General features: G+C 49.4%; 10 protein-coding genes and 2 tRNA genes. 11 read left to right on the top strand and 1 reads right to left on the bottom strand.

The window, feature by feature from the left end:
• Nucleotides 1–46: 46 nt before the first annotated feature.
• From DXB83_RS15115 to DXB83_RS15100, 4 genes are all read left to right on the top strand, one after another.
• Nucleotides 47–2,191 (top strand): Tex family protein, encoded by a 2,145-nt coding sequence (locus DXB83_RS15115; protein ID WP_118697827.1) that lies wholly within the window; start codon nt 47–49, stop codon nt 2,189–2,191.
• Between the two features lie 66 nt (nt 2,192–2,257).
• Nucleotides 2,258–3,022, top strand: a complete 765-nt coding sequence (locus tag DXB83_RS15110) for a YlmH family RNA-binding protein (RefSeq protein ID WP_118659275.1) — start codon at nt 2,258–2,260, stop codon at nt 3,020–3,022.
• Nucleotides 3,023–3,186: 164 nt separating this feature from the next.
• Nucleotides 3,187–4,272: a tryptophan--tRNA ligase gene (gene trpS / locus DXB83_RS15105; protein ID WP_022461312.1), complete on the top strand. Its 1,086-nt coding sequence runs from the start codon at nt 3,187–3,189 to the stop codon at nt 4,270–4,272.
• Between the two features lie 102 nt (nt 4,273–4,374).
• Nucleotides 4,375–5,070, top strand: coding sequence for an anaerobic ribonucleoside-triphosphate reductase activating protein (locus DXB83_RS15100; RefSeq protein WP_118697826.1), 696 nt, complete (start codon nt 4,375–4,377; stop codon nt 5,068–5,070).
• 8 nt (nt 5,071–5,078) lie between these two features.
• On the opposite strand, the gene DXB83_RS15095 is transcribed toward DXB83_RS15100, so the two are convergent.
• Nucleotides 5,079–6,368 (bottom strand): DUF6128 domain-containing protein, encoded by a 1,290-nt coding sequence (locus DXB83_RS15095; RefSeq protein ID WP_147399383.1) that lies wholly within the window; start codon nt 6,366–6,368, stop codon nt 5,079–5,081.
• Here DXB83_RS15095 and tadA point away from each other — a divergent pair.
• The 7 genes from tadA (at nt 6,368) to DXB83_RS15055 (ending at nt 15,185) form a co-directional block, all read left to right on the top strand.
• Nucleotides 6,368–6,916: a tRNA adenosine(34) deaminase TadA gene (gene tadA, locus DXB83_RS15090; protein ID WP_118697824.1), complete on the top strand. Its 549-nt coding sequence runs from the start codon at nt 6,368–6,370 to the stop codon at nt 6,914–6,916. The genes DXB83_RS15095 and tadA overlap by 1 nt on opposite strands.
• Before the next feature lie 179 nt (nt 6,917–7,095).
• Nucleotides 7,096–7,181 (top strand) — tRNA-Ser (locus DXB83_RS15085).
• 172 nt (nt 7,182–7,353) lie between these two features.
• Nucleotides 7,354–8,787, top strand: coding sequence for an RsmF rRNA methyltransferase first C-terminal domain-containing protein (locus DXB83_RS15080; protein ID WP_118697823.1), 1,434 nt, complete (start codon nt 7,354–7,356; stop codon nt 8,785–8,787).
• Between the two features lie 190 nt (nt 8,788–8,977).
• Nucleotides 8,978–10,273, top strand: a complete 1,296-nt coding sequence (locus DXB83_RS15075) for a PcsB-like coiled-coil domain-containing protein (protein ID WP_117761688.1) — start codon at nt 8,978–8,980, stop codon at nt 10,271–10,273.
• A gap of 236 nt (nt 10,274–10,509) precedes the next feature.
• A tRNA-Pro gene (locus tag DXB83_RS15070) sits at nt 10,510–10,583 on the top strand.
• A gap of 99 nt (nt 10,584–10,682) precedes the next feature.
• Nucleotides 10,683–11,468: a Cof-type HAD-IIB family hydrolase gene (locus DXB83_RS15065; RefSeq protein ID WP_242857168.1), complete on the top strand. Its 786-nt coding sequence runs from the start codon at nt 10,683–10,685 to the stop codon at nt 11,466–11,468.
• 510 nt (nt 11,469–11,978) lie between these two features.
• A complete protein-coding gene (locus tag DXB83_RS15055) occupies nt 11,979–15,185 on the top strand; it encodes a response regulator (protein ID WP_117509590.1) in 3,207 nt (1,068 codons plus the stop codon).
• The last annotated feature ends 17 nt before the right edge of the window (nt 15,186–15,202 follow it).

Genomic DNA, 15,202 nt, shown 5'->3' with positions numbered 1-15,202 from the left:
AGAAGGAACAGCGTGTTTTGGAAGAGACAACAGGAGGAATTTACCTATGGATATGAATCAGGTATTGGCAGCTGAGCTGAACGTCAAACCGTGGCAGGTAGAAGCTGCAGTGAAACTGATTGACGAGGGAAACACGATCCCTTTTATTTCACGATATCGAAAAGAAGCAACAGGTTCCTTAAACGATGAGATACTGCGAAATCTGTACGACCGTCTGATGTACCTGCGCAGTTTAAATGACCGCAAGGCCGTTGTCCTTGCGAGCATCGAGGAGCAGGGCAAGCTGACCGCAGAACTGAAAAAATCCATCGAAGAGGCCGCAACTCTCGTGGTCGTAGAGGATTTATACCGCCCGTACCGTCCGAAACGCCGGACGCGTGCGACGATCGCAAAAGAAAAAGGATTGGAGCCGCTGGCGAATATCATTCTTCTGCAGATGACAAAAGAGCCGCTCGAAAAAGAGGCAGAGGCTTTTGTTTCAGAAGAAAAGGAAGTCAAAACGGCAAAAGACGCCATTGCTGGTGCCTGCGACATCATCGCCGAGAGCATTTCCGATGAGGCCGATTACCGTATGGAGATCCGCCGCAGAACCGAGGCGAAGGGCCTGATCGTCTCGACAGCAAAGGATGAGAAAGCAGAGTCCGTTTACGAGAATTACTATGAGTTTTCCGAGCCGGTATCGAAAATTGCCGGACACCGTGTGCTGGCACTGAACCGCGGTGAGAAAGAAAAATTCCTGAACGTCAAAATTGAGGCGCCGACGGAAGAAATCCTGCGCTACCTCGAGAAAAAAATCATCACCAAAGAGAATCCGCAGACAAAGCCGGTTCTGCAGGCGACCATCGAGGATGCCTACAACCGTCTGATCGCTCCGGCCATCGAGCGTGAGGTCAGAAACCAGCTCACCGAAAAGGCAGAGGACGGTTCGCTTAAGGTCTTTGGAAAGAATCTTGAGCAGCTTCTGATGCAGCCGCCGATTGCAGGCCAGGTTGTCCTTGGATGGGACCCGGCGTTCCGTACGGGATGCAAGCTGGCCGTTGTCGATGCGACCGGAAAAGTGCTCGACACCACCGTTGTTTATCCGACCGCGCCGACGAACGAGAAGAAGATTGCAGCAGCAAAAGCGACCGTAAAAGATCTGATCCACAAATACGGCGTCACCCTGATTTCTGTCGGAAACGGAACTGCAAGCCGTGAGTCCGAGCAGATCATCGTCGAGATCTTAAAAGAGATCCCGGAGAAGGTTGCGTATGTGATCACAAACGAGGCGGGAGCGTCCGTTTACTCCGCAAGCAAGCTGGCAACCGAGGAATTCCCAAACTTTGATGTCGGACAGCGAAGCGCCGCTTCCATCGCACGCCGCTTGCAGGATCCGCTGGCAGAGTTTGTCAAAATCGATCCGAAATCCATCGGTGTCGGCCAGTATCAGCACGATATGAACCAGAAGAAGCTCGGCGAGGCGCTCGGCGGTGTCGTTGAGGATTGCGTGAATAAAGTCGGTGTCGATCTGAATACGGCATCCGCGTCGCTGCTGGAATACATTTCCGGTGTCAGCAAGGTGATAGCAAAAAACATCGTATCATACCGCGAGGAGAACGGCCGTTTCGAGAGCAGAAAAGAGCTCCTGAAAGTGGCAAAACTCGGACCGAAGGCGTTTGAGCAGTGCGCGGGCTTTATGCGCATCACCGGCGGCAAAAATCCGCTGGACGGCACAAGCGTTCATCCGGAGAGCTACGAGGCAGTCGAGAAGCTGTTTGCAAAGTTAAATATGAAGACAGAGCAGATCAGCGAGGGACCGACGGCGTTCTTCATCAAAGATTACAAAAAGATGGCAGAGGAGATCGGTGTCGGCGAGATTACGCTGCGCGATATCATCAAAGAGCTGCAGAAGCCTGGCCGTGACCCGCGTGACGAGATGCCGCGCCCGATCCTGCGCACCGACGTGCTCGATATGAAGGACCTGAAGGTCGGCATGATCTTAAAGGGAACCGTGCGCAACGTCATTGACTTCGGTGCATTCGTCGATATCGGCGTGCATCAGGACGGACTCGTCCACATTTCCCAGATGACGAAACGCTTCATCAAGCATCCGCTGGAGGCTGTGAGCGTCGGCGATATCGTGGAAGTGAAGGTCATCAGCCTTGATCTGGCGAAGAAGCGGATCGGGCTGTCGATGCTGCTGGATAAATAAAGTGTGATACGTGGGCTGCCCGAAAGAAAACAGGGGCAGCCCGCGGTGTATCAAAGGGGGATTACCATGAATGAGGAAGAAGTGCTGGTCGGACGGATTCAGGATCTGGCAGAGCAGTGTTATCACAGGGATGTTCCGTCACACACGGAGTTTCTGACGCTGGCGGAGCAGGATCTGTTCTACCGTACGGTAAATAAAATTCCGGGCGTGCGTTACGTGCTGTCCGGCGGATACGAGGCGGCAGAGCGGAAAGCGGCGCTGTTTCTGCCATCCTATGCAGAGGACGGTGATGCGTCGATGCTTCCGATCGTAGTCGTGCGCATCAGCCCGCTGAATGAAAAATTTGCGGATGCGCTGTCACACCGTGATTTCTTAGGATCACTGATGAATCTCGGCGTGGAGCGGTATAAGCTGGGAGACATTCTGATCGATGGAAACCAGGCGTATCTGATCTGTATGGCGGATATGGCGGACTACATCTGTGCGGAGCTGAAAAAAGTGCGCCATACGAGCGTGTACTGTGAAGTCGAGGCGGGACTGCCGGAGGAGCTGACGGAGCCGAAAACCGAGCGGAAAGAAGGCTCCGTCGCTTCCGTGCGGCTCGATGCGGTGCTGTCGCTGGCGTTCAGCAGTTCGCGGAGCAAAATGGTGCCGCTGATCGAGGGCGGCCAGGTGTTTATCAACGGAAAGCTGGTGACATCGCCGAGTGCGTCATTAAAAGAGGACGATCTCGTGACCGTGCGCCATATGGGAAAATTCCGCTATGTGGGCGTGCAGAACCAGACGAAAAAGGGAAGGCTGTACGTGGCTGTTGAACGATTTGTCTCATAATAGATATTTTGAGGGATTTTACAGGAAAAGACCATTGACAGTGTTTGTAAAAAGACGGTATTATAGAGGGTATGTAGAAGGTCCGCAGTTATGAGAATTTTCATGAAATTTTTCATACAGAAGCGGACTGCGAAGATTACGTATCAGGAAGGCAGGAAGAAAAAATGGGAAAAATTATACTGACCGGCGACCGACCGACCGGCAAGCTGCATGTAGGACATTACGTTGGTTCACTGCGCCGCCGCGTGGAGCTGCAGAACTCCGGTGAATTCGATAAAATTTACATCATGATTGCAGACGCACAGGCGCTGACCGACAATGCGGACAACCCGGAGAAGGTGCGCCAGAACATTCTGGAGGTAGCACTGGATTACCTTTCCTGCGGACTTGATCCGGAAAAGAGCACCATCTTTATCCAGTCTCAGATTCCGGAACTGTGCGAGCTTTCTTTCTATTATATGAATCTCGTTACGGTTTCCAGACTGCAGAGAAACCCAACCGTAAAATCGGAGATCCAGATGAGAAACTTTGAGGCGAGCATCCCGGTTGGATTCTTCACCTACCCGATCAGCCAGGCAGCCGACATCACTGCATTCAAGGCAACGACCGTTCCGGTTGGAGAGGATCAGATGCCGATGATCGAGCAGACACAGGAGATCGTCCACAAATTCAATACAGTTTATGGCGAAGCACTTGTGCAGCCGAAGATTATGCTGCCGGAGAATGATTCCTGCAGACGTCTGCCGGGTATCGACGGAAAAGCGAAGATGAGTAAATCGCTCGGAAACTGCATTTACCTGTCCGAGGAGCCGGATGAGATCAAGAAAAAAGTCATGAGCATGTACACCGACCCGGATCACATCAAGATCACCGACCCGGGCAAGATCGAGGGAAATACCGTATTTACTTATCTCGATGCATTCTGCCAGCCGGAGCACTTCGAGCGCTATCTGCCGGATTACGCAAATCTCGACGAGCTGAAAGCACATTACCAGAGAGGCGGCCTTGGCGATGTCAAAGTGAAGAAGTTCCTGAACAATGTACTGCAGGAGACCTTAGAGCCGATCCGTAACCGCAGAAAAGAGCTGGAAAAAGACATTCCGGCGATCTACGAGATGCTGAAAAAAGGCAGCGAAGAGGCAGAAAAAGTTGCCGCTCAGACACTGGCGGATGTCAAAGCAGCCATGAAAATCAACTATTTTGATGATCTGGACCTGATCCGTTCCCAGGCAGAGCGTTACGGCAAATAATTACCAATAGAAGATAAATGGAAAAAGCGGACATTATGGTTCCGCTTTTTCTGTTGCAGGGCGGACGAAAGTTCGGAGTCCTGCGGTCAGAGAGGATAGCATATGGTCATACATGGATTTCAAAAGCTGACGCTGCTGGATTACCCGGGCAAGGTGGCGTGCACATTGTTTTCGGGCGGATGTAATTTCCGCTGCCCGTTCTGCCAGAACGGAAATCTCGTGCAGCATCCCGAATGGGAGCCGGTGATTCCGGAGGAGGAGATTTTTGCAGTGCTCGAAAAGCGGCGCGGCGTGCTGGACGGCGTCTGCGTGACGGGCGGTGAGCCGACGCTGGATCCGGATCTGGAGCGGTTCGTGACGAAAATTAAGGAACTGGGATATCTTGTGAAGCTCGATACGAATGGATACCGGCCGGAGATTTTGAAAAAGCTGGTGGAAGAGAAGAAAATCGACTACGTCGCCATGGACATCAAAAACGCGCCGTCCCGGTACGGCGAGACGGCGGGCGTGAAAAAGATCGATGTGATGCGGATCAATGAGTCGGTCGAGTTTTTAAAGAGCGGCGTGGTGGACTATGAGTTCCGGACAACGCTCTGCCAAGAGCTGCATGGAAGGGAAGAGATCGAAGCGATCGGAAAGTGGCTTTCCGGGGCAAAACGGTACTTCCTGCAGAATTACCGGGAATCGGATTATGTGATTGATCCGAGGTTCTCGGGGTATGCGAGGGAGCAGCTCGAGCGGTTCTGCGAGATCCTGCGCGGAAAGATTGAGACGGTGGAGATCCGCGGCGTGGATTAAAAAACGCTTTAAAGCGTGCGGTACCAGTAGCCGAAGCGGGCATCGGGCGCGAGCTCGGAGGGGCGCATCGCCTGCTTGAAGTGGAAAAAGCCAAAGAGGCTTGCCATGAACTGCTCATTCGGCGTGTAGACGCCGGGGACACCGAAATACCAGAGTTCCTGCTGGTCGCGGTTCCGGGCGAGGAGCAGATGGCGATAGGACGAGGAGCCATGGAGGACGAAGCGGTTCGCATCCACCGAAAGACCGGCGGCGCGGAGCTGTGGAAGATCGTCGAGTGAGAGGCGCAGGCAGTCGGTCAGATCATCATCTGGGAACGGGTGGAACTCCGGGAACTGGTCCTGAAGCTGGAGATAGAGAGCAGCGCGGGACGGCGGCACGGCTGCTGCGGCTGGAAAATCAGCGGAAGTCATATGTAGCGGCTGGGCGGCAGAATCCGGGATGGGCTGCGGCGGTTCCGGGTTGGCAGAGGGATAGCTTTCTGCGGTTTTCACAGATTCCGCGGATGCGGGATGGAGTGTGTTGGCGGATGATTGCGTGATCCTGTCTGCAGGAACGGTGTTTACCGTGTCAGTTGATATGGATTCTGTGGAGACGGTGGATTCCGGGTTGGAATTTTGTGGATAAAGTTCGGAATTGCTGCTGAATTTTGTGGAAAGTTCATCGAACTGTGCTTTTGAAGCGTCTGATGATGGCAGGGACTGCGCAGGTACGGCGGGATCCAGAGGTTCGGGTGTTTCGGCAGTTTTCTCTTCGGTCGGTCTGGCACCATTGTCTGCGGATGTTTTGGGCTCCTGCGGGAGCGTGGGAGCGAAAAACTCCGGCTGAATCGGAAGATCGTCCCACTGGGTGGCGATGACGCCGGTCTGGCGGCAGAGCAGGATCAGACCGCCAAGCTCGTCGAGCGTGACATCCGTCTGCCCAATGGCATCGGAGTGCGTGAAGAGTTTTCCACTCGTAGAAGAGCGCCCCGCAAGGAGATTTCCGAGCGGAATGCCGTACATCCGCCCTGACCGGCGGATAAAACCGTAGACCGTGACCGAGGTCTCCGGCGGAAGAGACGGCGATTTGATCTGGAAGTCCATGCGGCAGAAGCCGTTCTGCGACTCCACGCGGACAAAGCCGCAGCATCCGCCCTTGCGGTTGTTCGGGTATTCGTATAGATAGGCAATGAAACGCCGGTAATCAGACATAAAAACCTCCTGCATAGAAGTAAAAAGAGTAGAAAAAGATACTGCGCTACAGTTCACGATATGCGGGAAGGACAGAAAATATACGCAGAGAAGAAAGGAAGTGCACAATGGAAGAAGAAACAAAGCTGGAAACGCCGGAGAAAAAAGCGCACCGGAAAGAACGGGAACGCTTCATGCGCCAGGCGATTACGCAGGCGAAGAAAGCGGAAAAGCTGATGGAAGTGCCGATCGGCTGTGTGATTGTGTACGAGGGAAAGGTGATTGCGCGGGGCTATAACCGCAGAAATACGGATAAAAACACGCTGTCCCACGCGGAACTGAATGCGATCCGGAAAGCAAGCAAAAAGCTCGGCGACTGGCGGCTGGAGGGCTGTACGTTGTATGTCACCCTGGAACCGTGCCAGATGTGCGCCGGTGCGATCGTACAGGCGAGAGTCAGCGAAGTCGTCATCGGCAGCATGAACCCGAAGGCGGGCTGCGCGGGATCGATCTTAAATATGCTGGAAATGCACGAGTTTAACCATCAGGTGAAGGTCGAGCGCGGCGTGCTGAAAGAAGAGTGCTCGGAGATGCTGAGTGCGTTTTTCCGGAGACTGCGGGTGGTGAAAAAGAAGAAAAAAGAAGAGAGGAAGAGGGTGGAAGAAGGGAAAGAATAAAAGAAGAGGCAGCATCGGGATGGGATGCTGCCTGAGGAAGATTATTTGTTTGAGTAAGTTGCACTTTCGAATATTTCCGTAAAAAATACAATCCCCGTATTTCCATCGGAAACCAATGAAAAAATCATTGACGAATCGTAGAAAAAGCACTATAATATATGATGTATTTGACAAAATACGGAGAAGTACCCAAGAGGCTGAAGGGTCTGGCTTCGAACACCAGTAGGTCGGAAACGGCGCAAGGGTTCAAATCCCTTCTTCTCCGCTATGCAAAAAAGAGACAGCAAAAAGATTGAAAAATCGAAAAAGCTGTCTCTTTTTCTGTGAGAAATTATGAAATAGATGCAAAACAAAAGAAACAAAGACAGAAAAAACATCGCCAGTTCACGAAAAGGGACCGATGCACAACAAAGCAAAATAAAAAGGAGAGACAATACATGGCGCAGTTACCACAGGAATTTCTGACCCGCATGCAGGACATGCTGGGCGATGAATTTGATGCATTTTTAACTTCCTACGACGCACCCCGCACAGCCGGGCTGCGTGTAAATACAAAAAAATGCCGGACCGAAGATTTCCCACCGCTTGTTCCGGGAATGTGGAAGAAAATTCCGTGGATTCCAAACGGCTATTTCGTGCCGGACGGCATGCGCATGGGCCAGTCTCCGCTGTATGCGGCAGGCGTCTTCTATCTGCAGGAGCCAAGCGCCATGACCCCGGCGTCCCGCCTCCCGATCGAACCGGGTGAGCGTGTGCTCGATCTCTGCGCCGCACCGGGCGGCAAAGCGACGGAGCTGAATGCGCGCCTGAAAGGAACCGGCCTTCTCGTCGCCAATGACATCAGCAACGCCCGCGCCAAAGCACTGCTGCGCAATCTGGAGCTGTTCGGAAGTGAAAACGTGCTTGTCACCAATGAGACACCGGCAGGCCTTGCAGACGTCTTCCCGGGCTTCTTCGATAAAATCCTCGTGGATGCACCGTGCTCCGGCGAGGGCATGTTCCGGAAAGACGAGGCAGTCATCGGCACCTGGACCCCGGAGCGGCCGGATTTCTTTGCGGATCTGCAGCGCGAGATCACCTCGAATGCTGTCAAAATGCTGCGTCCGGGCGGCCTCATGATGTATTCGACGTGTACCTTCGCCCCGCAGGAGGACGAGGGAACCGTTTCTTTCCTTCTGGAAAACTTCCCGGAAATGGAACTGATCGAGATGGAAGGCTACGAAGGTTTTTCAAAAGGCAATCCAGTCTGGGGAAACGGCGATCCGGAGATCGAAAAGACCGTGCGCATCTGGCCGCATAAAATGAACGGCGAGGGCCATTACCTTGCCCTGTTCCGCAAAAAAGGCGAAGCCATTCCTTATGAGACAGAAGAAAAACCGATCGAAAAGAAAAACAAAAAACAGAAAAACCGGAAAAAAGACCGCGGAACGGAAGCACCGGGTCCGTCGAAAGCAGAAAAACAGATCCTTTCCGATTTCCTGTCCCGGATGACAGCACCGATCCCGGTGGAGGAACTGGAAGTCCGTGCCGGAAAAGTATACCATTCCCCGTCCCTGCCGGATGGCGTGCGGAATCTTCATTTCCTGCGGAACGGTCTGTATCTCGGTGAACTGAAAAAAGACCGTTTCGAGCCGTCACAGCCGTTTGCCGTGACACTCTCCGCGGACAAGTTCAAAGATTACATGAATTTAAAGGCAGATGACGAGCGTACCGAAAAATATCTCCGCGGTGAGACAATTTCCGTAGAGCCGGGAGAGACCGCATCGCCGTCGGGCTGGAAGCTGGTCTGCGTCGATGGATTCGGCCTTGGATGGGGCAAACTGGTCAATGGAACCTTGAAAAATAAGTACCCTGTTGGATGGAGAAAGTAGAAAAATCATGTCAGTGTTTGCAGGAAAAATGTCGAAATATTACAAAGTTATTAACAGAAATTAAAAAAGACTTTCATTTCAGACATACTTGTGTTATAATGGCAAAGTACGGCGGGAAAAAAGACCCATTTTCCGCAGTAACTTGGAGTGACAATCAGCAACAGAACGTAATAAGTATGAGGTGTACGACATGAAAAAAAAGAAATTATTCAGCCTGGTTTTGGCCACAGTGCTTACGGCAGCAACCGTTCTGCCATGCTATGGTGCCAGTACAAAGGAGAAAATTTCAAATGCTCAGGCAGAACAGGCTGCCGCACAGTCTCAGCTTGACAGCATACAGAGCAGGATTGACGAACTCAATTCCAAAAAGGGACAATCAGAAGAATATCTTTCCGAACTGAACCAGCAGCTGGACGATCTGCAGAACCGTCTGCAGGAGCTTCAGGATCAGTATGATGCGAAGCAGAACGAACTGGTACAGATTCAGGCAGATCTGGAAGATGCAAAAGCAAAAGAAGAAGAGCAGTACGAGGCGATGAAGCTCCGTATCCAGTATATGTATGAAAATTCTTCCGGAAACGGATACATGGCAATGCTCTTTTCTTCCAAAAGCATTTCAGAGCTGATCAGCCGGGCAGAATACATACAGAAAATTTCCGATTTCGACCGCGATCTTATGCAGGAGTATGAAGACACGGTAGACCAGGTAAAAGAAAAAGAAACACAGGTGCAGGAAGAGCAGGCAGCGATCGTAGAACTGCAGCAGCAGAGCAGCGATCAGCAGGAAGCCATCCAGGAGCTGTATGCAGCAGCTTATCAGGAACTCCGTACCTACTCCGCAGAGCTGGACGATGCAAAATCCAGCGAGAGTGCACTGGTAGATGAAATCAACAGCAAAGCAGATGCAATCAACGACCTGATCCGTCAGGCGAAAGAAGAGGAGATTGCAGCGCAGAAGAAAGCAGAAGAGGAAGCAGCCGCAGCAGCCGCCGCACAGCAGGCTGCCGCAGAAGCTGAGGCAGAGGCCGCCAGAAAACAGGCAGCCGAGGCCGCAAGAGTCGCAGCCGCAGAAGCAGCAAATGCCGCAGCGAAAGCAGATACCGATACAAGCAGCAGCTCCGGAAGCAGTTCTTCGGACAGCAGCGCATCCTCCACGACAACGGGGAGTCCATCCGCGTCAGATACTTCCAGCAGCTCCTCCAGCGGAACATACCTTGGAAGATTTAAACTGACAGGCTATTGCTCCTGTTCCATCTGTACCGGACAGTGGTCCGGCGGATCCACCGCGAGCGGAACCACACCGACCGCAGGAAGAACGATCGCCATGGGCGGTGTACCATTCGGAACGAAACTGATGATCAACGGCCAGGTTTACACGGTAGAAGACCGCGGAACCGCTTACGGCCACGTAGACATCTTCTGCAGCAGCCATTCCGAGGCGCTGAGCTTCGGCGTGCAGTATGCAGATGTATATCAGCTGAGCTGAGAAACAAAGATAAGAGATATGCCGGAACAGAACTTCCGGCATATCTCTTTTTTTGACTTTCTCAGAAACTGTCATTCTAAAAGAACACCAAAAAGGCCGCAAACCCGTGTGAAATGTACCTTTTGAAGCAATAATAAAAAAAATTAAAAAAATTTCAAAAAAGGTGTTGACATTCCTATAGACATCATATATAATAGCTATTGTTGACGGACGAGAGTTCAGAAAACAAATAAAATCGAAGCGTGGCTCAGTTTGGTAGAGCGCTGCGTTCGGGACGCAGAGGTCGTGGGTTCGAATCCCGTCGCTTCGACTGGAATGAAAATGCCGAAAGCCTTGACAATCAAGAGCTTCGGCATTTTTTCGTATGTCAGAAAGAGAACAGGAAACAGTACACGAGGAGGAAATTTTTGTGAAAGCATTATTTTTTGATATTGATGGAACGTTACTGAGTGAGATTACAAAAGAAATTCCGCAGAGCGCGCTCGATGCATTGAAAAAGACAGCGGAAAAAGGAAATCTTACGTTTATTAATACCGGCCGCACCTGGTCGGAGCTGCCCGAGGAGCTGAAAAAGCTTCCGTTTTCCGGATTTCTGTGCGGCTGCGGGACCTATCTGCGCCGGGACGGCGAAATCCTGATGCATCAGACGATTCCGAAAAAGCGCTGTGAGGAAATCCCGGTTATTTTAAAGGAGTGCAGGATCGGCATGATTCTGGAGGGAACGGATAATGTTTATTTTTCGTCGGAGGTATCCCGTTTTCGGGAGGTCGAGCAGACCCGTGCCTATTTCGCTGCTGTCGGAATCGGACTCGCGGAGACAGCGGAGACAAAAGGAATCATTTACGATAAATTTTGTATCGTAACCGATGCACAGTCTGATATAGAACGTATGTACCGTGAATTTGAGCAGGAGTTTGATATCATGGATCGCCGCGGCGGTGTATACGAAATCGTTCCGCACGGCTGCAGCAAAGGAACAGCTGTGGACTATGCGCTGAAACAGTTTCAGCTGGAGAAAGAAGATGCATACGTATTTGGCGACAGCAGCAACGACCTTACCATGTTCCGGTGCGGCGCACACACCATTGCGCTTGGAAAACATGATGAGATTCTGGATCCGTACACAGAGTACGTAACCGATACCGTCGAGCGGGACGGCGTGGCAAAGGCGATGGAGCATTACGGATTGATCTGACAGAAAAAAAGAAAGCGAAGGGGCGCATTTGAAAAGAAATTTTCAGGTGCGCCCCTTTGGTTGCAATTTTCTGAAAAAGGAAACAAGAAAAGCAGCGTCTGAAAAGGTATGTGCATTGCAAAGTAAAAAATTTCATGGTAATATAAAAATGAGTTTTTATGTATATTTGTAATGATACCAGGAGGTGAGCGTTCAGAAGTTCCATGGAAACAGAAAAAAATCAGATAAATAAAAAAAGCCTCAGATACCGTTTTACAGCAGGAACGATCGGAGTAAGTGTCTGGCAGCAGGAATGAATGCTCACTTGGCAAAGCCTATAAAAATTGAAAACATAAAGAGAATTTTGTGTGAATATTGTGTGTAGTGGCTGCAACTTCTCAAATCCGTATACCTGTTTTTCACGTTTTGTAGGATATTATAACGTAAATGTAAAACTGGCAGGGACAGGTTCTCTGTATACAGATAAAAGCAGGATAATGAAGCATAAAACAGAGAGAGGATTTTTATAAAATGGAAAAGTATGAAGACAAAATATATTCTTTAGGTGAGGCTGTAACGGGACAGACACAGGCTATGTCACAGGCCGTACAGAAAACACTGGAAAATAACGGCGGGGTAGGTATAATGACAGGATCTTATGACCAAAACCTGTCTATTTTGTCTGTGAATAATCTGCTGTTGCATAGTACAGGATATACATTCGATACTTTCATGGAACAGACAAAAGGCTCATTGAGAAACTTCTTTTATGACGAGGAAGATAGACTGGAGCGAGACCGTTTTTTGCAGCTTCACGGAACAGGGGAAGCACAGATCCTTACAGCAGACGGTACAGTGAAAAATGTACGGCTTTGTAAAGAGGATGCGACAGATGAGGCGGGCAGACAGATCTGGGTTATGTCCGTACAAGTCAACTGGGATCATGTAAATTTGACACTGCTCAATGAGGCTATCTGTTCCGGCTTCTGGTATTTTGACTGTGACGAAAACAGTGAGATTGTGAATGCAAACTGGAGTCATGAATTCCGAAAAATGCTTGGCTATCATGACACTCTGGACTTTCCGAATAAACTGGAATCCTGGTCAGATCTTCTGCATCCACAGGATAAAGAAAGAGTAATGGTGCAGCTTCAGGCGGCAATTAAGGATAAGACGAACCAGATAAAATACCAGGTAGAGTATCGTATGAGAATGAAGGATAATCAATACCAGTGGTTTCGGGCATCGGCAGAAGTAATACGCCGTCTGGATGGTTCTGCCAGCAGGATTGCCGGGATTTTTATTAATATTGATGCGGAAAAAAAAGAGGCCATGCAGGCACAAAAATCTGCTGCTTTCCACCGGGCTTTTACGAAAGCAGACCTGTGTGAGTATTATGTAAATCTGGAAGCGAATACTTTTGATACCTTTAAGGTTGAACCGTCCCTGATGACAGTCTTTGAACAGAGTCATACATGGGATGAACTGATCCGTCATTTTGTGGATTCCTATGTTGTGGAGACAGATAAGAAGGCGGTATCCTCTTTTTACGACCGTGGTTATATTGCAGAAAGGCTGAAGGGTCTGGAAACCGAATTGGCTTTAGAGTGCCGTATCACTCTGAATGGAGAAGAACGATGGGTCCGCAATGTGGTCATACGTGGCGAAATAGAGGATTCAGAATATGCCATGATCTTTCTGCGTGATATCACAGAGACAAAGGTAGAGAGCGCACGGCATCTGCAGATGGCGGCGGATAATGCTTCCATGGAGCAGATAATTCAGAGTATTGTGCGTCTGGTTGACCGCTTTGTTGTCTGTGATCTGGAAAATGACAGATATGAATTCTATAACCTGAATGGACAGATGATATATAAACCTCTGGGATTCTATCATGATTTTCAGATGCAGGTTCTTGAAAAATATAAGACACTGGAACCATTGGAAACTATGGACATCCTGATCGCACCGGAAAATATCCGGAAGAATCTGAAAAGTGAAAATGATATTTATAAGTTTGAGTATTGCAGCCTGGATGAAAAGACTTATAAAATCGCTTCTTATATTCCTTTGGAATGGAAGAATGGAAAGCTGGAAAAGGTATTGCTGGCATCCATGGATGTGACACAGGAGAAGAAAGCAGAGATTGAATCCCGTCAGGCACTGAAAGAGGCTTACCGGTCTGCAGAAAATGCAAACCGTGCGAAAACAGAATTCCTTTCCAATATGTCCCACGATATCCGGACACCGATGAATGCCATTGTCGGCCTGACAGCAATTGCAGGAGCAAATATTGAGAGCCAGGACAGAGTCATTGAATGTCTCAGCAAAATTACAAAATCAAGCCGTCATCTGCTGGGGCTGATTAATGAAGTGCTGGATATGGCACGTATTGAAAGTGGAAAAATGACGCTGGCACAGGAGGATTTCAATCTGCCAGATCTGGTGGATAATCTTATAACACTCACAAAACCGGTGATTGATGAACATAAACACAATTTAGATATACACATTAATCACATTGAACATGAGAGTGTCTGTGGTGACAGCCTGAGAATCCAGCAGGTATTTGTGAATCTGATGAGTAATGCGGTCAAGTATACACCGGATGGCGGGAATATTACTTTTTCCATAGAGGAAAAGCCAAATGGATTTTCGGAACTTGGATGCTATGAATTTACGATTGAGGATAATGGGATCGGTATGTCACCGGAATTCCAGAAAATCATGTTTGATCCTTTCAGCCGCGCAGATGACCATCGGACAACCAGAGTCCAGGGAACAGGTCTGGGAATGGCAATCAGCAGAAATATTGTGAACCTGATGAATGGTAATATTAAAGTGGAAAGCACCTTACATAAGGGAACTAAAATTACAGTAACAATTTATCTGGAACTTCAGGAAAAAGAAAAAGAACAGGACAGAAATCTGATGAATCTACCTGTTCTGGTTGTGGATGATGATAAGACATGTTGTGAAAGTACAGTTGCCACATTGAAGGAGATTGGGATTACAGGCGAATGGGTTCTCTCCGGCAGAGAAGCCGTTGAGCGCTGTTATGCACATCATGAGCTAAAAAATGATTACTTTGCTGTTATTTTAGATTGGAAAATGCCGGATATGGACGGAATTGAAACAGCCAGACAGATCCGGAAACGGATAGGGAAAGAGATTACCATTATTGTACTGACATCTTATGAATTCAGCGAGATCGAAGAAGAAGCAAAGGCTGCAGGCGTAGATGCTTTTATTGCAAAACCGCTGTTCCGTTCCCGTTTGGCGGCTACATTGCGGCAGTTTACTTCTGGCAGAAAAGAAAAAACAGCAAGAAATTATCTGGATGAGCTGTCTGAAGCAGATTACACAGGAAAAAGAATTCTGCTGGTCGAGGATAATGAGTTAAACAGAGAAATTGCTGTTGAAATTCTGCAGATGACAGGGGCGGAAGTGGAAACGGCAGAAAATGGAAAAATTGCAGTTGAAAAAGTAGAAGCTTCACCGAAAGGCTTGTATGACCTTATTTTTATGGATATCCAAATGCCTGTCATGAATGGTTATGAGGCAACCGCAGCAATCAGGAGCCTTCCGGGTGAACAGGGAAAACTACCGATTGTTGCCATGACAGCAAATGCTTTTGCAGAAGATGTACAGCTGGCAAAAAATACAGGCATGAATGGACATATCGCGAAACCGCTGGATATGAATAAGCTGAATGATGTTCTGGAAAACTGGCTGTAATTGTTTCCCAATTATTG

It is taken from the genome of Blautia sp. OM06-15AC (assembly GCF_003481425.1).
GTDB lineage: Bacteria > Bacillota > Clostridia > Lachnospirales > Lachnospiraceae > Fusicatenibacter > Fusicatenibacter saccharivorans.
The sequence above is the reverse complement of the archived record's forward strand: the minus strand, read 5'-3'. Positions and strand labels throughout refer to the sequence as shown.